This window comes from Mycobacterium sp. NGS62 (assembly GCF_059812285.1).
In genome coordinates this window covers 113,284-131,727 of sequence record NZ_JCALCK010000004.1, presented here as the reverse complement: position 1 = coordinate 131,727, position 18,444 = coordinate 113,284, and the positions used below count along the sequence as shown (strand labels likewise).

Annotated in this window: 20 protein-coding genes and 1 pseudogene; 6 read left to right on the top strand and 15 right to left on the bottom strand. The window is 66.6% G+C overall.

Annotated elements, in window-relative coordinates:
* Positions 1-8: 8 nt before the first annotated feature.
* The 4 genes from AC5Y49_RS12720 to AC5Y49_RS12705 form a co-directional block, all read right to left on the bottom strand.
* The gene (locus tag AC5Y49_RS12720; RefSeq protein ID WP_499887480.1) at positions 9-470 is read right to left on the bottom strand and encodes a hypothetical protein; all 462 of its coding nucleotides are present in this window, start codon (positions 468-470) and stop codon (positions 9-11) included.
* Positions 471-612: 142 nt separating this feature from the next.
* Entirely contained in the window at positions 613-1,419 is an 807-nt protein-coding gene (locus AC5Y49_RS12715; protein WP_499887983.1) for an exodeoxyribonuclease III, read from the bottom strand.
* A gap of 5 nt (positions 1,420-1,424) precedes the next feature.
* Complete coding sequence (locus tag AC5Y49_RS12710; protein ID WP_499887478.1) at positions 1,425-2,345, bottom strand: N-acetylglutamate synthase, CG3035 family; 921 nt, start codon at positions 2,343-2,345, stop codon at positions 1,425-1,427.
* Positions 2,345-2,938, bottom strand: coding sequence for a peptide deformylase (locus AC5Y49_RS12705; protein ID WP_499887476.1), 594 nt, complete (start codon positions 2,936-2,938; stop codon positions 2,345-2,347). Before AC5Y49_RS12705 ends, AC5Y49_RS12710 begins: the two co-directional genes overlap by 1 nt.
* A 177-nt stretch (positions 2,939-3,115) precedes the next feature.
* On the opposite strand from AC5Y49_RS12705, the gene napA reads away from it, so the two are divergent.
* From napA to AC5Y49_RS12680, 5 genes are all read left to right on the top strand, one after another.
* On the top strand, positions 3,116-3,424 hold the full coding sequence (napA, locus tag AC5Y49_RS12700; RefSeq protein ID WP_065014214.1) for a nucleoid-associated protein NapA: 309 nt from the start codon (positions 3,116-3,118) through the stop codon (positions 3,422-3,424).
* Positions 3,425-3,495: 71 nt separating this feature from the next.
* The gene (locus AC5Y49_RS12695; RefSeq protein WP_499887473.1) at positions 3,496-3,957 is read left to right on the top strand and encodes a LytR C-terminal domain-containing protein; all 462 of its coding nucleotides are present in this window, start codon (positions 3,496-3,498) and stop codon (positions 3,955-3,957) included.
* Positions 3,958-3,967: 10 nt separating this feature from the next.
* Positions 3,968-4,669 carry a superoxide dismutase[Cu-Zn] gene (gene sodC / locus AC5Y49_RS12690; protein WP_499887471.1) on the top strand — a complete coding sequence of 234 codons (702 nt, stop codon included), beginning with the start codon at positions 3,968-3,970 and terminating at the stop codon, positions 4,667-4,669.
* A complete protein-coding gene (locus AC5Y49_RS12685) occupies positions 4,650-5,801 on the top strand; it encodes a glutamate--cysteine ligase (RefSeq protein WP_499887469.1) in 1,152 nt (383 codons plus the stop codon). The genes sodC and AC5Y49_RS12685 overlap by 20 nt, the downstream gene beginning before the upstream one ends.
* A gap of 2 nt (positions 5,802-5,803) precedes the next feature.
* Positions 5,804-6,451, top strand: coding sequence for an LON peptidase substrate-binding domain-containing protein (locus tag AC5Y49_RS12680; RefSeq protein WP_499887468.1), 648 nt, complete (start codon positions 5,804-5,806; stop codon positions 6,449-6,451).
* On the opposite strand, the gene AC5Y49_RS12675 is transcribed toward AC5Y49_RS12680, so the two are convergent.
* The 10 genes from AC5Y49_RS12675 to AC5Y49_RS12630 form a co-directional block, all read right to left on the bottom strand.
* On the bottom strand, positions 6,448-7,644 hold the full coding sequence (locus AC5Y49_RS12675) for an MFS transporter (RefSeq protein ID WP_499887466.1): 1,197 nt from the start codon (positions 7,642-7,644) through the stop codon (positions 6,448-6,450). The two genes, AC5Y49_RS12680 and AC5Y49_RS12675, sit on opposite strands and share 4 nt — an antisense overlap.
* The gene (locus AC5Y49_RS12670) at positions 7,641-8,126 is read right to left on the bottom strand and encodes a hypothetical protein (RefSeq protein ID WP_499887464.1); all 486 of its coding nucleotides are present in this window, start codon (positions 8,124-8,126) and stop codon (positions 7,641-7,643) included. The genes AC5Y49_RS12675 and AC5Y49_RS12670 overlap by 4 nt, the downstream gene beginning before the upstream one ends.
* 1 nt (position 8,127) lies before the next feature.
* Positions 8,128-9,387, bottom strand: coding sequence for a molybdopterin-dependent oxidoreductase (locus AC5Y49_RS12665; RefSeq protein ID WP_499887463.1), 1,260 nt, complete (start codon positions 9,385-9,387; stop codon positions 8,128-8,130).
* A gap of 105 nt (positions 9,388-9,492) precedes the next feature.
* Positions 9,493-10,269 (bottom strand): SAM-dependent methyltransferase, encoded by a 777-nt coding sequence (locus tag AC5Y49_RS12660; protein WP_499887461.1) that lies wholly within the window; start codon positions 10,267-10,269, stop codon positions 9,493-9,495.
* Positions 10,256-10,591, bottom strand: a complete 336-nt coding sequence (locus tag AC5Y49_RS12655) for a monovalent cation/H(+) antiporter subunit G (RefSeq protein WP_499887460.1) — start codon at positions 10,589-10,591, stop codon at positions 10,256-10,258. The genes AC5Y49_RS12660 and AC5Y49_RS12655 overlap by 14 nt, the downstream gene beginning before the upstream one ends.
* Positions 10,588-10,854 (bottom strand): monovalent cation/H+ antiporter complex subunit F, encoded by a 267-nt coding sequence (locus AC5Y49_RS12650; RefSeq protein ID WP_499887458.1) that lies wholly within the window; start codon positions 10,852-10,854, stop codon positions 10,588-10,590. Before AC5Y49_RS12650 ends, AC5Y49_RS12655 begins: the two co-directional genes overlap by 4 nt.
* Positions 10,851-11,384 (bottom strand): Na+/H+ antiporter subunit E, encoded by a 534-nt coding sequence (locus AC5Y49_RS12645; protein ID WP_499887456.1) that lies wholly within the window; start codon positions 11,382-11,384, stop codon positions 10,851-10,853. Before AC5Y49_RS12645 ends, AC5Y49_RS12650 begins: the two co-directional genes overlap by 4 nt.
* Positions 11,381-12,970: a Na+/H+ antiporter subunit D gene (locus AC5Y49_RS12640; RefSeq protein WP_499887454.1), complete on the bottom strand. Its 1,590-nt coding sequence runs from the start codon at positions 12,968-12,970 to the stop codon at positions 11,381-11,383. Before AC5Y49_RS12640 ends, AC5Y49_RS12645 begins: the two co-directional genes overlap by 4 nt.
* Complete coding sequence (locus AC5Y49_RS12635; protein WP_499887452.1) at positions 12,967-13,428, bottom strand: Na(+)/H(+) antiporter subunit C; 462 nt, start codon at positions 13,426-13,428, stop codon at positions 12,967-12,969. Before AC5Y49_RS12635 ends, AC5Y49_RS12640 begins: the two co-directional genes overlap by 4 nt.
* Complete coding sequence (locus AC5Y49_RS12630) at positions 13,425-16,280, bottom strand: Na+/H+ antiporter subunit A (RefSeq protein WP_499887450.1); 2,856 nt, start codon at positions 16,278-16,280, stop codon at positions 13,425-13,427. Before AC5Y49_RS12630 ends, AC5Y49_RS12635 begins: the two co-directional genes overlap by 4 nt.
* Positions 16,281-16,572: 292 nt before the next feature.
* Between AC5Y49_RS12630 and AC5Y49_RS12625 the strand changes: the two genes are divergently transcribed.
* Positions 16,573-17,595, top strand: a complete 1,023-nt coding sequence (locus AC5Y49_RS12625; protein ID WP_499887448.1) for a TIGR03617 family F420-dependent LLM class oxidoreductase — start codon at positions 16,573-16,575, stop codon at positions 17,593-17,595.
* 483 nt (positions 17,596-18,078) lie between these two features.
* Here the strand turns inward: AC5Y49_RS12625 and AC5Y49_RS12620 are convergent.
* Positions 18,079-18,444, bottom strand: a pseudogene (locus AC5Y49_RS12620) (hypothetical protein); the annotation flags it as partial.

The following is an 18,444-nucleotide window of genomic DNA, read 5'->3' as shown; positions in this document are numbered from 1 at the left end:
ATCGTGAATTAGCGACGGCCGCGCGACTGCGTGCCGCGTGATTGCCGCGCCGGTGCCCGCTTGGACGGAGACTTCTGTCGTGCCGGGGATTTCGCCGCCGTCGACTTGGCGGGGCGAGTCGATTTGGTGGGGCCCGACTTGGCCGGGACCGCCTTGGCCGGGGCCGACTTCACCGGCGCGGACGTCGTGTCGCGCGCATGGTTCAGCCGCCGCAGCACCAATGCGCCACCACCGACGGCCACCAGCACCGGCCACTCGACCAAACCGGTGGCGCCCAGGGCGCCCAACGTCAGTGCGGCCGCCGCCGTCGAGCGATTGTCACCGTTGAGGCCACGCTGGATGCCGTTCGCGGCGCCCGTCACACCATTGACCACGGCACCGCCCACCGCGCTCGCGGCGGCAGTGGTGGTCGTTGCCGCGCGGCCCACCGTTCGCCTCACGTTGCGCACTGTGCCGTCGACAACACCCATCATGACTCCTTGACGTTTCATAGTTTTTCGCGTTTGCGCCGGTTGTGTGCCCGTACGCGCGCAGAGTTCACCCGATGAACTCGATTGTGTCCGCATCGCCGCTCTAATGGGCCGCGGAGGCGGAACGCATAGAGAACTCATATCAAGCGTCCCGCACGTCCACCAGCACCGGCGCGTGATCGCTGGGGGCTTTACCTTTGCGTTCGTCGCGGACGATCTGGGCGTCGGTGACCCGGTCGGCCAGTGCAGGTGAGGCGAGGATGAAATCGATACGCATGCCCCGCCGTTTGGGGAACGCCAGCCGGGTGTAGTCCCAGTAGGTATACACGTCCGGGCCAGGCGTGAAAGGCCGCACCACGTCGGTGAATTGTGCGTCGACGATGGCGTTGAACGCTTTGCGTTCCGGCTCGGAGACATGCGTGCAGCCCTGGTAGTACTCGACGCTCCAGATGTCGTCGTCGGTTGGAGCAATATTCCAGTCGCCCACCAGTGCGATCGGCGCCGACGGATCGGTGCGAAGCCAACCCTCTGCCGTATCACGCAGCGCGGCAAGCCAATCGAGCTTGTACGTGTAGTGCGGATCACCTAGGGCCCGGCCGTTGGGCACGTAGAGACTCCACACTCGTACCCCACCGCAGGTGGCGCCCAAGGCGCGGGCTTCGGCCGCGGCTTCAATATCCGGTTTGCTGCTCCAGGTGGGCTGGCCGTCGAAGCCGACCTCGATGTCATCGAGGCCCACCCGCGATGCGATCGCCACACCGTTCCACTGGTTGAACCCGCAATGCGCCACCTCGTAGCCCAATTCGAGAAACGGCAGCGTCGGAAACTGCTCGTCGGCGCATTTGGTCTCCTGCATGGCAAGCACGTCGACTTCGGCGCGTTCCAGCCAATCGAGCACCCGGTCCAAGCGGGAGCGAATCGAATTCACGTTCCAGGTGGCCAGCCGCAACATGCCTACAGGGTAGGTCGGTGCAGCGATTCGGCCGTGAGGTAGCGGCAGCGGTGCTGTGCTGTGAAACCCAGCGACTCGAAAAGGCTGAGCGCTGCCGCAGTGTCGGCGACTTGCGCGTAGCCTCGGGTGGCGCCGCGCTCGGCGCCCCAGGCCAGTAGCGCCGCGCACACCGCCCGGCCGTGACCCTGTCCGCGGTGCTCGGCGGCGACGCGTACCTCCGAAAGGCCCACCCATCGGCTGCCGTCCGGTGCCGCTGTCAGTGCGGCCCGCCCAATGGCGACGCCCGCGCGGCTGCCGAACATCAGCTCGCCGTCGACGACTGCGGTCAACACATCGACCGGCACGTCGCGGGCATAGCAATCCAGCCAGTCGGCCGTCGGGTGTTGCTCCAGCGTGACGCTCGGGTGCGACTGCTGCTCCAGCGTGACGTTCGACAGCTCGCCGACCAGCATCCGGGTTTCACATTCGGCGGGCGTGTCGTCCGGCAGGCGCAGCAGCCGGTCTGGAACGGCCAATAGTGGCCTGAGCCCGCGGCTCGTATACCAGTCGACGATCGCGGGGACAGCGGCGGTGCTGGCGGAAAACTCCAGTGGCACAGCACTGTTAGCGCGCCGCGTTGACCCGTGTCCAGCGCGTAACAACCAGCCGTCGAGCCAGTGCTGTTCCACGCCGGGCCAGGCCAGTGCGGCAGCGTGTTCGACGGCGCGGATCTGCGAGTTGCGCACCGGCACATCGGTCAGGCGGCGCACCGTCACCGCATCGGCCGCGGCGAACTCGACGATGTCGCCCGCCCGCGTCTGCACCCGCACCACCGGATCGAGTTGCAGGAGATGACCTACCGCGTCGGTCAGCGGTGGCACCGAACCCGCGGGCCGGCGGTAGCGCACCGTCACCCGGGTTCCGATCGCGGGCCACGAAACCATCAGTGTCCGAACGGATCCGGTCCCTCGCCCGGTGTCCAGGACAACCCGGGAACGCCCCAGCCCTGCGATTTGACTGCCCGCTTAGCGGCCCGGGCGTGCCGGCCGATCAACCGATCCAGGTATAGGAAACCGTCCAGATGACCGGTTTCGTGTTGCAGCATGCGGGCGAACAGCCCGGTGCCCTCGATCGTGACCGGATTGGCGTCGGCGTCGAGCCCGCGCACTCGCGCCCAGGTTGCCCGCCCGGTCGGAAACGACTCGCCGGGCACCGATAGACAACCCTCGTCGTCGCGGTCCGGATCGGGCATGGTCTCGGGCACCTCGGAGGTCTCCAGCACCGGATTGACCACCACCCCGCGGCGGCGTTTGGTCTGCCCCCGGTCGTCAGCGCAGTCGTAGACGAAAACCCGCAGTCCCACACCGATCTGATTGGCGGCCAGGCCAACCCCGTGGGCGGCATCCATTGTGTCGTAGAGGGTCGTGATCAACTCCGGCAAGTCGGCCGGTAGCGAACCGTCCGCGGCCACCGGCACCGGAGTGGTGGGGGTGTGCAGGACCGGATCACCCACGATGCGAATGGGTACGACTGCCATGGTCGGCAAGCTTAAGCCTGCCGCCGATATGCGCCGCGAAGTGGCGTGGCAATCGAAACTTCGACGAGCGACTCGCGGGCGAGGGTTACGTGTCAACAGTTACCGCCGTGGTTGAATATTCGCCGATACAGCGTGCATTCGAGATTCGAACGGTCTTGGAAGGGTCACAGGAGCGATATGGACAGCGCCATGGCGCGGGCTAATCGATCGGGGGACGACTCTGAAATCGCCGATGGGCTAACCCGCCGCGAACACGACATCCTGGCTTTCGAGCGGCAGTGGTGGAAATACGCCGGCGCCAAAGAAGAAGCCATCAAAGAGTTGTTCTCGATGTCGGCGACCCGCTATTACCAGGTGCTCAATGCACTGGTCGATCGACCCGAAGCGTTGGCCGCCGACCCGATGTTGGTGAAGCGGCTGCGACGGCTGCGCGCCAGCCGGCAGAAAGCCCGGGCAGCGCGGCGGCTCGGCTTCGAGGTCACCTGAGGTCCTGTTGAGGTGCGACGCTTCCCGGCGTCGTTGTGGGTTCTGGCCCAGTCCTGGATACAGTGGCGTCGATGAATGAACGCGTTCCGGATTCTTCCGGGCTTCCGCTGCGGGCCATGGTGATGGTGCTGCTGTTTCTCGGCGTCATTTTCCTGTTGGTCGGCTTTCAGGCCATGGGATCGGGCGGAAACTCCGACGACGACTCGTCGGGTTCGGCCGTGTCGACCAGCGCCATGCCGCCGAAGACGCGGGCACCGGCTAAGGCGCAGGTGCGAGTGTTCAACATTTCCGATCAAGAGGGCATCGCCGGTCGCACCGCCGACCAACTCAAGGCTGAGGGCTACGACGTCACCGAAGTCGGCAACCTTCCGTCGTTAGACGATGTCACGGCGACCACGGTGTATTTCACCGATGCGCCCGGGGAGCACGAGACAGCCGACGCCGTGGGCAAGGTGCTGGGCGCGCCGGTCGAACCGCGAATCCCCGACGTCGCCGACCAACCGCCCGGCGTGATCGTTGTCGTCACGGGCTAGTCTTTTCCCCATGCTGAAGCCCGCCAAGAGCCGCACCGTCGTCGTTGCTGCACTCGCAGCGCTTACCGCTCCCGTTGCGTTGCTGAGTGCGTGTTCGCCGCCCAACGAGTCGCCCGCCTCGTCGCCCGGCACCACGCCGTCGGTGTGGACCGGATCGCCGGGGCCGGTCAATACGCCGCCCGAAGGTGGACCGGTCCCGCCCGACACGCTGATCGCGCACCTGAAGTCACCGGACGGCACCAAGGTCGCGACGGCGAAGTTCGAGTTCGACCACGGCTATGTGACCGTGACGGTGGAGACCACCGGTTTGGGCCAGTTGACGCCCGGCTTCCACGGGATGCACATCCACAAGGTGGGCAAGTGTGAGCCCGACTCGTTCGCCCCGACCGGCGGAGATCAGGGCAACTTCAACTCGGCTGGCGGGCATTACCAGGCGCCCGGGCACAGCGGGGGCCCCATGAGCGGCGACCTGACGTCGCTGCAGGTGCGTAAGGACGGTGCGGCGCTGCTGGTGACCACCACCGACGCGTTCACCAAGGAGGACCTGACGTCCGGCGAGGGCACCTCGATCGTCATTCACGCCGATGCGGACAACTTCGGTAACATCCCGGACCGCTACCAAGTCAACGGAACAGCGGGTCCCGATCAGACCACCATGTCCACCGGCGACGCCGGCAAGCGGGTGGCGTGCGGTGTCATCGGCGCCGGTTAGCAAATCGGCTGGCAGGGTACCCACGCGTGTGGATTTCGCCGCCTCGCCACGGCCGACGCTCGGCGTCGAATGGGAGTTCGCGCTGGTCGACGCGCAGACGCGTGACCTGAGCAACGAAGCCGCCGCTGTCATGACTGATATCGGCGAAAACCCGCGTGTCCACAAGGAACTGCTGCGCAACACTGTTGAAATCGTCAGCGGTGTCTGCGACTACACCGCTGAGGCGATGGCGGATCTTCGCGTCACCCTGGGCACCGTCCGCCAGATCGTCCGCGACAGGGGCATGGAATTGTTCTGCGCGGGTGGACACCCGTTCGCGCGGTGGTCTACCCAAAAGTTCACCGACGCACCGCGTTACGCCGAACTGATCAAACGTACCCAGTGGTGGGGACGACAGATGCTGATCTGGGGTGTGCACGTGCACGTCGGGCTGTCCTCGGCGCACAAGGTGATGCCGATCATGTCGTCGTTGTTGAATTATTATCCGCATCTGCTGGCGCTGTCGGCGTCGTCGCCGTGGTGGGGCGGCGAGGACACCGGATACCCGAGTAATCGGGCGATGATGTTTCAGCAGCTGCCCACCGCCGGGCTGCCGTTTCAGTTCCAGACCTGGGCGCAGTTCGAAAGGTTCGTGTACGACCAGAAGAAGACCGGCATCATCGACGACATCAACGAAATCCGTTGGGACATCCGACCTTCACCGCACAACGGCACCCTGGAGGTGCGGGTCTGCGACGGGGTGTCCAACGTGCGCGAACTGGGCGCGCTGGTGGCGTTGACGCACTGCTTGGTCGTTGATCTGGACCGGCGACTCGACGCGGGTGAGGCACTGCCGACGATGCCGCCCTGGCACCATCAGGAGAACAAGTGGCGAGCCGCCCGCTACGGACTGGATGCGGTGATCATCCTCGACGCCGACAGCAACGAACGCCTGGTCACCGACGATCTGGTCGACCTGCTCAACCGCCTTGAGCCCATTGCGAAGTCGCTGCGCTGCACCGATGAACTGGCCGCTGTCGCAGATATCTGGCAGAAGGGGGCGTCGTATCAGCGGCAGCGCCGCGTCGCCGAAGAGCATGACGGCGACCTGCGCGCAGTCGTCGACTCGCTGGTCGCCGAGCTGGATATCTGATCATGGCTCCCGCGGAAGATGTTGAGCTGGCGATGTTTCCGCTCGAGTCGGCCCTGTTGCCCGACGAGGACTTGCCGCTGCGCATCTTCGAACCCCGCTATACCGCACTCGTGGCCGACTGCATGCGCAGCTCGGATCCGCGGTTCGGGGTTGTGTTGATTTCGCGCGGCCGCGAGGTGGGCGGCGGTGATGCGCGCTGCGACGTGGGCGCGCTGGCCGAAATCACCGAATGCACCGAGCTCGGTTCCGGGCGGTATGCGCTGCGCTGCCGGACGCGCGAGCGAATCCGGGTGTGCGACTGGCTGTCCGACGACCCCTACCCGCGGGCGATGGTGCGGGTCTGGCCCGATGAGCCGGGCGCCTCGGTGACCGACGCCCAGCTCCGCGAACTCGAGGCCCGGGTGATGGCACTGTTCGAGCGGATTGCTGCCGCACGCGGTGTCGCACTCCCGAGTCGCGATGTGCTGCTGGGTACCGGCGATGCGGCCGATCCCGGCGCGCGACTGTATGCGTTGGCATCGCGTGTCCCGATCGGCCAAGCAGATCGCTACGCAGTGTTGTCCGCGCCGTCGGCGGGCGACCGGCTGGCGGCTCTCGACGAGGCGATCGAGACCGTCGCCGCGATGATCGAGTTCCAGCTGTCCGACTAGTTTTCGTCTTGCCGATCAGCGCCGGACGACACCGGCACCAATGGCAGCGCCGCCAGCGGAAATAACCCGCTTACCGCGAACGCCAACGGGTAGCCGGCCGCCATGATCAGTTCGGCGAACAGCGGCGGCGCAACCGCCACTACCAGTCGCTCGAAGGTGTTCTGTTTGCCCAGCGCCCATCCGCTCCAAAACGGCCCGGCGATCTCTGGGATCTTGGTGAACGGCAACCCGTTGTCGCCGGTGATTCCGGCTGCGACGACCATGACCGCCACGGCGATCGGCCAGCCCAGCTGATCGGTGAGCGCCAGCGCCAGCATGACCACGGTGGTGGCGACGGCGATCTTGCGGACCGGCCGCATCCGTGAGCCGATCCGGTCCGCCCATCGGCCGGCGGCGATGCGGCCCAACGCGCCGAGGACCTGCGAGGTGCCCACCAACACACCGGCCCACGCCAGCGACAGGTGGTGCTCGCTGATGAACCAAATCAGCATGAACGTCAGCACCACCGGCTGGGGCACCATCAGTAGTGCCGACGCGAAATGAATTCGCCACAGCGGTGTTCCGCGGTAGAGGTCGGCCAGCTCGTGCGGCTTGACTTTCGGCCGCTCGGGGCGCGGCGGGTCGTGCACCCCTACCGCGCTGGCCACCGCCGCCACTGCGCACAGTGTTGCCGGAAACAGCAGGGCCATCGAGAAATTGCGTTTGGCCAATTCCGGCACCACGATGGCGGCAACCGCGATGCCGAGCGGCTGCGCGGTCTGGCGGATACCCATCGCCAGGGCGCGTTGATTATCTCCGAACAAGCCAGTCACCAGGCGGCCGCTAGACGTGATGGTGCTGGCCGCGGCCATGCCTCCGAGAACCAGAAACGCCCCCATCGCCATCATTGAGTGCACCGACGCGGCAGCGAAGCCGGCCGCCGCAGTGAGCCCCAGACCCAGCGTGAGCACAATCCGTTCACCGAGCCGGTCGAGCAGATAACCCCAGGGGATCAGGGTCAGCATCATGCCGAAGCTCGGCGCCGACGCCAGCAGTGCGGCCTCGGCCAGGCTGGTGCCATGGCGAGCCAGGGCGGGGATCAAAAAGGCCACGCCGTTGATGAAGACGTTGGCGGCCAGCGTCGCTGCCAACGAGACGGCCAGCATCGACCAGCGCCTGGTGGCGCTGATCCGTTCGGTCGTCTCGGTGCTCATTGCCGAGCCAGCGTGACTCGCACGGCGTAGACGACCGCGCTGGCGGCGAACATGACAGCAGTGAGCATCAGCCAGCGTCCGAGGAAGGGTTCTTGGGTCAGTCCGGTGTCTTCGAAATACAGTGTCGCGCCCTGCCGGATGATGTCGGGAAAGAAGATGAGCAGTAGCAGCCCGGATCCCAGTGCCGGCACACGCAGATAGTTGCGCACCGGGACATCGGAGCGCTCGCGCCGTCGACCGGGGACGCCCAGCAGTCGATCGGCGAGCGCGTAGATCGGGAACAGCACGAGGTCATGGGAGATGATTGCGGCGGCAAACCACAACACCATCGATTTCCACCAGGTGCCTTCCGGCACCCACAACGTCGACGGGTTCGCCGTGACGATGACATAACCCAGCAACGCGAAGCCGGCCAGCATCGTCAGCAGGTGCAACGGGTTGGACCCGTATAGTCCGCGGAAAGCCATTGCCGCCCTGGTCATCTCAGATCGCCTCGAAGTCGATGGAGGTCACCCACTTGGTGTTGTGGACGCCATTGAGCGCTGGGACGATGATCCGCGCGGGATAGCCGTGGTCGAGGGACAGGTCGGCGCCGTTGACCCGCAGCGCCAAGAGTGAATCCGGGTGGCTGATCTGGTTGTGTTCCAGTGTTGCGTGGTTGAATTTGCCTTTGCGCCCGAGCGACTGCACCGTGGCCGAGCGTGGTGCCGGTACTCGGGCCAGGGCGGCCAGGTCGGCCAGTCGCACCCCGCTCCAGCCCTGGACGGTGGACCATCCTTGGACGCAGGCGATCGGCAGCCGTGCGCTGTGTTGCGACATTGCCGTCAGCTCATTGCGACTCAGCACCACCGGTGCCGGCCCGCCGCGCAGCGTCAACCGCCAACTGTCCCTGGTCTGGGCGGGATCGACGCCCACGCCCATCGCTGTCTTGTTGATGCGGAAGTCGTTGGGCCCGCTGCCGGTGGTGTCACCGGTGGGCAGCATCAGCGGAAAGTGGCGGGCGATGCCGCCGACCGTCTGCCCGACGGTGACCAGAGCCGTCAGCAATACGCCGCCGCCGACCAGCGCGAGCGCGCCGCGACGGCTCATCGTCGCCGGTGCCGGGTCGGCGGCGACCAGACCGGTCGCATCCGGTGGATCTGCTGTGGTGTCAGCGGTGTTGGTGCGCAGCACTTCTCGTAGTGACCGTGATCGCAGCCCGGCCACCATGCGGGGGATCTTGATGGTGATGTGCGTCAAAAACCCGGCGATGAACACCCAGGCGCCGTAATAGTGTGCGGGAAAGAAGCTGAATCCGTAGATGTAGTCGTATTGGATGTAGAGTACGCCGGTGACGATCTCGAACAGAATGCCGCCGACCAGCATCGCAATCGAAAGCCGTTCCAGCGCTTGGGCGATCGAGCGGGCCGGCGGCCAGGTGAACAGCTTGGGGATCACCGACCACAATTTGGCCAGCACGACCGGGATCAGTATCAGTCCCAGGCCCACATGCAAGCCCTGGCTGAGTCGATATAACCACGCCGGGCGGGTTGGCCAGTCGAAGGTCGGTAGCTTCAGCCACCCCACGTCCGCGGGCACCGCAGTTCCGAATTGCGGCGCGTAGACGATGTAGGACACCAGGCCGGTCACGATGACGACCGGCAACGTCGCCAGCAGCACCGCGCCGAACACCGACGTCAGCCATAGTCCGCGCAGCGGGCTACGCCAGCGGTGCAACCGGTCGACTCCGGGCGGGCGCGGCATCCGCCAGCCATACCCGTGCACCCTTTTCGCCAAACAGAAGCCACGGTCGTGATCTCGGCAGGATCGCAGCCCTGGCTTCTGTTTCGCGGCGCGGGCGGGCGGAGGCTAGCCGGACAGCCGGGCCTCGATGAACACGCTGCGTGGGGTGGCGTCCGCCTCCTCGCCGGTCGGCGAGCGGCCGTAGCGGTGCATCAGATCCAGCGCCTCGCTGGTCTCGACCGTCCAATCGCGCTGGGTCAGCCACTTCGCGACGTCGGCGCGCCCTTCTACGGCCACCCGACTGCCGGCCGCGCTGAGATCCGCTATCCGCTCGAGCAACAAATCCTGGTCGGCTGACGCCAGCTGCGGCAACAAACCTTCGGCAACCCATAGCGTGCGTGACGAACGGTCAAAACCGGCCTCTTGCAAGGCTTTCGGCCAATCCTGGCGCACGTCGACGGGCACGGGGTGATACGTCACCGCCGCTCGAGCGCCATGCGCCGAAAGAGTATCGGCCTTGAACTCCAGCACGTCCGGCTGGTCGATTTCGTAGACGAAGCTGCCCTGCACCCACGGCAGCCGCCAAGCCCGGGTGTCCAGGCCCGGGGCGAGGATCACGGCCTGCTCGATGCCGTTGGCTCCGGCGGCGATGACGTGTTCGTCGAACCATTTGGTGCGCACCGCGGCGTAGCCCGCAATGGTTCGCAGCCGCTCGGCGATCGGCCCGGACGACGGCACCCGCCAGCCACGCGCGGTGGCGGCGTCGAGGAAGAACTGCGCGTAGGGGTCGGTGAACAACGGGCAGTCCCGCTGAGACTCGGCGGCCCGCGTGATCGCCACACCGAGCACGGTCGCGCCGACGCTCTCGCTGAGCTCCCGGCTGTCATCGTCAGTCCGTGTCATCGCTGCTTTCCATCTGGTCGACGGTGAAGCGTTGACGAATGTCTTGTTCGCGGTATGCCAGCTGGCCGACCCGGTGCGCAACCACCGGGGCGGTCAGCACGGTGAACGCCCCGGTCAAGACGAGCATTCCGACGTCGTAGTTGCCGCGCAGCCGGATCGCGGCTCCGGCCAGCACCAGCAGCAGGCCCAGCACCTGCGGTTTGGTCGCCGAATGCATGCGTGACAACGTGTCGCCGAAGCGGACGACGCCAATGGCCGCGGTCAGCGCCAGCGCGGATCCGCCCAGCACCAGCACCCCGGAGATGATGTCGAGGATGTTCATCGCGGTCCTTTGTCGGGGACCCGGAAGCGGGCCACACTGACCGATCCGACGAAGCTGATCAGCGCCAGCGCCGCCAGGCTGTAGGTCACGGTGCTGTCGAGGGTGAACGCCGCCCAGGTGCCGATGGCGCACATCGTCACCGCGATCAACGTGTCCAATGCGACCAGCCGGTCCAGCGTGCTCGGACCGGCCAGCAGGCGAAACATCGTGATGGCGGCCGCGGCGCTCAGCAGTATCCCGGCGATCAGCCAAACCATATTCATGTGGAAACTCCCTCGACGGGCCGCCAATCGTCGTCGCGCTCGTAGGCGGCCATCAGCAGCCGCTCAACCTCGGCGACCTGGCGGTAGAAGCGGCCGATCGAGCGGTCTGAACCGACGTCGACCACATGGCAATAGAACACTCGTCGCACCTGGTCGATCTCCAGCACGATCGATCCCGGGATCATCGTCAAGATGTTGACGGCCAGCACCAGCACCAGGTCGGATTTGATCGACACCTGCGCTCGCAACACGCCAGCCGGCGGCGGCGGGCCGGGTTTGATCGCCAGCCACGAGACCTGAACGCTGGACACCACCAGATACCACGCGACCCGGATAAGCAGTCGCAGCACCGATAATGGATGCACCCGGCCCTGCACGGGCACCCGCGGCATCGGCAGTAGCCACGTAATCGTCAGCGCGACAACCAATCCGCTGAGGGCGTTGGCCGCCGAGTAGGTTCCCCACAGCAATACCCACACGCCGGTCAGGGCGAGCAGGGTGCTGATTCGCAGAGCGGCGGCCCGCCTCATCGCACCGCCCCTAAAACCGCGGAGATGTAGTGGCCGCGGTCGAGCACCTCGGCGGCGGCCCGGTCGCTGTAGGCGAAAAGCGGTCCGGCGAACACCGTCAACGCCGCACCGACGGCGATGAGCGCGATCGTGGCCGCGATCATGCTGATCGGCATCCGGCCGACGTCGTCGCGATCGTCGAATGCGATGTCTTCGGTGTCCTCGAGCAATACCGCCGCGCGCGCCGCCACCAGGTCACCGTCGGGCGCGTCGACGCGAGGGCGCCAAAACGCTTTGGTCCATACCCGCGACACCACATACAACGTCAGCAGGCTGGTCACCACCCCACCGGCCACCAGCACCCAAGCCAGCACCGATCCGTCGACCGTGCCGGCCCGCAACAGGGCTACCTTTCCGATGAATCCTGAAAATGGCGGTATACCACCAAGGTTCAGCGCAGGGAGGAGAAACATGAAGGCCAGCAACGGGTTTGCGGCCAGGCCACCGAGCCGCTGCAAGCTCGACGCGCCGCCTTGGCGTTCGATCAGGCCGGTTGCCAGGAACAGCGTGGTCTGCACGACGATGTGGTGCGCCACGTAGTAGATGGCACCGGACATGCCGGCCTGACTGGACAGCGCCACCCCGAACACCATGTAGCCGATGTGGCTGACCAGCGTGAAGGACAGCAGACGTTTGATGTCGCTTTGGGCGATGGCGCCGAGAATGCCGACCAGCATGGTCAGCAACGCGGCCACCAGCAGCAGGTGGTTCAGCCCGGCGTCGGGGAACAACAGCGAATGGGCCCGGATGATCGCATAGATACCCACCTTGGTCAGAATCCCGGCGAACACCGCGGTGACCGGCGCCGGCGCGGTGGGGTAGGAGTCGGGCAGCCACGCCGACAGTGGAAAAACCGCGGCTTTGATGCCGAAGGCGATGAGCAGTACCGCGAACATCGCGCTGCGGGTGCCGGCGCTGAGGCTGCCGATCCGCACTGCCAGCTCGGCCATGTTCAGCGTGCCGGTCGCGGCGTAGATCAACGCGATGCCCAGCAGGAAAATCAGCGAGGAGACCAGCGACACCATCACGTAGCCGATGCCGGCGCGGATCCGAGCGGCGCTGGCGCCGATGGTCAGCAGCACATAGCTGGCGCTCAACAGCACCTCGAACCCGACGAACAGGTTGAACAGGTCGCCGGCCAGAAACGCCATACACACACCGGAGGCCAGCGCGAGATAGGTGGGCAGAAAGATCGACACGGGCTGGCGGTCGCCGCCGTCGCGGATACCTTGACCGATCGCGTACAGCACCACGGTCAGTAACACGATCGACGACACCACCAGCATCAGCGCCGAGAGCCGGTCGACAACGAGCGTGATGCCCAGCGGGCCCAACGCGGTCGGTCCCCAACCGCCGACATGCAGTGCCACTGTGCCGTCCCGGTCGGTCAGGTACAGCAGCGCCGCGCAGATCACCACGATCAGCGATAGCGCGGCCAACGTGACCGCGCGCTGCAATCGCGGCCGTCGACCCGCGACCAGCGTCGCGGCTGCGCCGATGGTGGGAACCAGCACCGGAAGCGGGGCAAGGTTGGCTGCCAACGTCATCGCGACCCCTGGTGGCCGGGCAGCGCGTCGAGCTCGTCGGGTTCGTCGGTGTCGGGGTAGGGCTCCGACGGGTCGGCGTCGACGTCGGCGGCTTCTTCGTCCGACAGCTGCGCGACGCGGGTGTCCTCAGGATCTTTGCCGACGGCTTCGGCGGCGGTCAGTCGGTAGGAGCGGTAGGCCAGCGCCAGCACAAAGGCCGCCACGCCCATCGTGATCACGATCGCGGTCAGCACCATGGCCTGCGCCAGCGGGTCGGCGGCCGGCTTGTCCGGAGTGTCGTGACCGTAGATCGGCGAATCGCCCGGCGGGCCGCTGACATTGACGATGAGCAGGTTGACGGCATTGCTGATCAGCAGCAGGCCCAGCAACATCCGGGTCAGCGTGCGTTCCAGCAACAGATAGACCCCGCAGCTGGTGAGGCCGCCGATCGCGAGTAATGGAATCAGGTCGACGGTCATGGCGCCCGCACCGCCGATGCCGGATTGGCCAGGTCTTCGCCGACCCGGACGCCGAGGCTGCGTAGCACGTCGAGCACCAGACCGACCACGATCAAATACACGCCGAGGTCGAAGAACACCGTGGTGACGAACTTGACGTGGCCCAACACCGGAATGTCGAAGGCCACCACCGCCGACGACAGCGCCGGCGCGCCGAGCAGCAGGGATGCGATCGCGGTGCCCGCCGACAGGCCGAGCCCGACCCCGAGGATCTTGCCGGCGTCCAGCGGCAGCGTCTCGCCCAGTTCGTAGGGCCCACCGGCCAGATAGCGCAACACCAGCGCCAGCCCCGCGGTCAGACCGCCGGCAAAGCCGCCACCGGGATGGTTGTGGCCGGTGAAAAAGAAATACACCGACACCACCATGATCAGCGGAAAGATGATCCGGGTGGTGACCTCCAGGACCAGCGAGCGGTAACGCGGGTCGCGGTATTCGCTGCCGCGCAGCCAGGTGGTGTCGCTGATCGCGGGGCTGTAGGGGGTGGCGGGAAGGGGCCCGATGTCGGGCTGGCCGTTTTGCGGGATTCGCGGGGCCGAGCCGAACCGGCGGTGCCGGAACACCAGCGACGCCACACCGGTCGCCGCAACCAGCAGCACCGAGATTTCGCCGAGGGTGTCCCAGGCCCGGATGTCGACCAGCAGGACGTTGACGGTATTGGCGCCGTGACCGCGCAGATAGGCCGCGTCGGGCAGCAGGCTTGCGATCGAGGTCCCGCTGCGAGCGGCGATGGCGAACATCGCCAGCACGGTCACGGCGGCGCCGACGGCCACGGCCAGCGCCGCGCGGGGCAGCCGCCGGTGGGTGATGTCGTCGACGTCGGCCGGCAGGGTCCGTAGGACCAGCACGAAGACGACCAGCGTCACGGTCTCCACCAGGAACTGCGTCAGCGCCAAGTCGGGTGCGCCGTGGAACGCGAACACCGCACCACAGGCATAGCCGGTGACGCCGACCGTCAGCACGGCGGCCAGCCGGTTGCGCATCACGGTCGCGCCCAGCGCGCCGGCCAGCAGCAAGCCGGCCAGCATCCCTTGCAGCGGAGAATCCCACAGCCGCAACGAAAATCGGTCCCGGGCCCCCAGCGCCAGCGCTGCCGTCGGGACCAGCACCAGCGTCGTCAGGATCACCGACTGGGTGGCCGGGATCGAGCCGCGCTGAGTCCCGCCGGTCAACCGCACCGACACCACGTCGAGGCCGCGGACGACCGCGTCGTAAACGCGGTCGGCGTTGCCCAGCGGCAGCCACCCCAGCCGCGCGCGCCGCAACCAGGCCCGCCCGAAGAAGGCCGCCGCGCCCAGGGCCACCACCAGCGCCGAGAGCAGCAGCGGCAGACCCACGCCGTGCCACAGCGCCAGCGGGTAGCCGCTGTCGGCGTAGTCGTTCAGCAGTCGCCCTAGCGGTGCGGGCGCCAGGCCCAGCAGCAGACCGGCGGCGGCCAGGACCGCCGGCGCGATCAGGAAGGTGGCGGTGGGTCGGTGCAGAGCTGCGACGGGAGCGCTGGGGGCGTCGCGGCTCTTGCGCGCAAACGCGCCCCACAGAAACCGCAGGCTGTAGATCATCGTGAACACTGACCCGACCGCGACCGCACCCAGCACGTACGGCGCGGCCGTTCCCAGCGACGAACTGTGCGCCAGCGCCGCAAATCCGGCTTCTTTGGCCACGAAACCCAGAAACGGCGGCAGCGCCGCCATACTGGCGGTGGCCGCGGCGGCGATCACCAGCAACGACGGGCAGCGATTCCCCAGCCATGCCAGGCGCCGCACGTCGCGGGTGCCGGTGGCGTGGTCGACGATCCCCACCACCATGAACAGCGCGGCCTTGAATATCGCGTGCGCGCACAACACGGCCAGGCCGGCCAGCATCAGATCGCGGTCGCCGCTGCCGACCAGCACGGTGATCTGTCCGAGTTGGCTGACCGTTCCGAACGCCAGAATCAGCTTCAAATCGTATTCGCGGACCGCGCGCCAGCCGGCCAGCAACATGGTGACCGTCCCGAGGATCACCACGGTGGGGCGCCAGCCTGGTGTGTCCGCGAATCCGGGGGTCATCCGGGCAACCAGATACACCCCGGCTTTGACCATGGCGGCGGCGTGTAGATAGGCGCTGACCGGAGTGGGCGCCGCCATCGCGCCGGGTAGCCAGAAGTGCAGCGGCACGATCGCCGATTTGCTCAGCCCGCCGACCAGAATCAGTAACACTGCGACGGCGACCGCGGTGCCCGGCGGGGGACCGGCTATCACGTCCGACAGCAGATAGCTGCCGGCGGACTGGCCCAGAATGATGATCCCCACCAGCATCGCCAATCCGCCGGCCGTGGTCACCAGCAGGGCTTGGCTGGCGCCGCGGCGGCTGTTCAGACGCTCGGCGTAGTGGCCGATGAGCAGGAACGACAACACCGTCGTCAGCTCCCAGAAGACGTAGAGCATCAGCATGTTGTCGACCACCACCAGGCCGAACATGGTGCCGGCGAACGCGACCAGCTCCGCGGCAAAGCTGGGCAACCGGTTCTCAAGGTGTCCGTCGTGGTGGCGGAAGTAGTCGGCGCAATAGACCAGCACCAGTGCGCCGATGCCCAAGACCAACGTGCTCATGATCGCGGCGAGCGGGTCGAACCGCAGCGCGATGTTCATGGACAACTCGGGCACCCAGTTGAACTGAACCGTGTGGTCGGTGTTGCTGGGCCAGTTCAGCACCACCCAGCTCAGCGACCCCAGCGGCACCAGCGCGAGCGGATAGAAGGCCAACCGGCCGTATCTGCGCACCAGCAGCGGCGCCGACGCGGCGGCAGCCGCGTGGGCAAGCAGGATGGCGAGCATGGCACTCCGGTGTCGGGGTGTCGTTGAGCCCCCGCGCAAGAGGGCAAAGCGGGGCGTCACCCTGTAGGGCAATTTCGCCTGGCAGTCTACCGATGAATCCGGCATCGCGCGACGCCAGCTAACACCTGTTTCCTTGCTACGCCAACGGAACGGCAAGCCGCGCAAGCAGTTTCACGAATTCACCGAATTACTCGGACGGCACCCGGTTGCGGTCGTGACCGTTCGTGCAGTAGAAGTCTTTATCGGGCGAAGCGATGAGGCGTCAAACCGATTGTCCGGGTGAGTTATCGAGATGCAGGTACATCTTCAAGTCGACGGATCGCCGGTCCGTGCGCGGGCAAACGCGGCAGAGATCGCCGCGGCCGGCGCCGACGGCCTGTTCACCTTCGAGGGCCCGCACGACGTGTTCTTTCCATTGGTCGTCGCGACCGACGCGACCAGCCTGGAACTGATGACGAACGTCGCGATCGCCGGGCCCCGCAGTCCGCTGCATCTGGCGCACGCCGCTTACGACCTGCAGGTCTACAGCGGCGGCCGGTTCCGGCTCGGACTGGGTTCGCAGATCAGGCCGCATATCGAAAAGCGTTACGGCAGTCGGTGGGAGCGGCCGGCCGCGCGAACCGGCGAGGCCGTCGCCGCAATCAAAGCGATATTCGCCGCGTGGGAAGGGCAGTGTCGCCTGGATTTTCGCGGTGAATTCTTCACGCACACCTTGATGCCGCCCAATTTCAACCCCGGGCCCAATCCATTCGGACCGCCTCCGGTGCTGATGGGCGCCCTGGGTCCGGTGATGACGCGCACAGCGGCGGAAGTCGCCGACGGCCTGCTCGTCATGCCGTTCAATAGTGCCCGCCACTTCGCCGAACGCACGATCCCCGCCGTGGAAACGGGGCTGCAGCGCGCACAACGGCCGTCCGGGGAGTTTGCGATCATCGCTCAGGTGATGGTTGCCGTTGGCCGTGACGACGCTGATCTGGCAGCCGCGATTGACGGGGTGGCATCCCTGATCGCGTTCTACGGCTCGACTCCGGCTTATCTGCCCGTGCTTGAGACCGAGGGGTGGGCGGATGCCCAGCCGGAGCTCAACGCGCTGTCCAAGCAGGGCCGCTTCACCGAGATGCGCAATCTGGTCACCGAAGCGATGGTGGCGCGGATCGGGATCGTGGGACCTCCCGAGCAGTGTGCGCAGCAGATCGCCGCGCGGTTCGGCGATCACGCCGCCGAGGTGTGCTGTTATTTCCCCGGCTACACGCCGCGCAGCGCCGACGTTGCCGACTTTATCGACGCCCTGCACCGGATCCCTGTCCTGCGATGAGCGGCTTGGGGCACAGCGTGTTTCGCGCTGCTATGCGGCAGACCGCTGCGCGCCGAAGCCTTTACGGGCGCTGCGCTCCATCAGTCGCGGTGCGAGCATCCGATGCAGTGGGCCGACCAAAGCCCACACCGTGCGGGCGGCGATTTTGTGCCGATAGTGCAGACGTGTGGTGAGCACGGCGCGCCGGCCATCCGCACGCCGCAGCGTCAGTTCGCCGTGCATGAGCGGTCCGTCCGTGGCCAGCACGACCTCGTCGTGCTCGGAATGCATGATCGTCCAACCGATAGCGGAGGCGTGCGGTCCCAGCCGAAACAGCAGGACGTGGCGGTGAATCCAGACGACCAGCCTTCCCAGCGCAACAGGTGTGTCCAGCGCGTCGCGGAAAGCTTGTTCGGCAGTGCGCTCGTCGCCGTGATGGAGTGAAGCTTCGAAGGTGTCCGTGTAATCAGCCGCGGTTTGAACGAGCTGCCTCGGCGCGGCAATCACCGCTGCCGCAACGCGTTTGAGCATCCAGCGCACCACGACGCGATGCGCGCCGCTGCCGATGACCAGCGCGCGATAGATCGTGCCGTGCAGACCCGGAAATGCCGCCCACGTCTGCGAGCGCACCCGAGTGCTCCGCGGGCCTTCGGAGTCCAATTCGAACACCCACCGATAGACCGCGAACGGGTGCCGGCCTTTCAACACCAGGCGTACCGGCGGCGTCGCTTCACCGAGGACAAAGCCCACCGGGACTGTCGAGGGGTCGTTCGGGTCAGTGCAGATCACTCGAAGCAGCGCCGACCACGTGTCTGCCGCCGGCGCGCCGATCGATATGGCATGCTCGTCGATATAGGATAATCGTTCCAT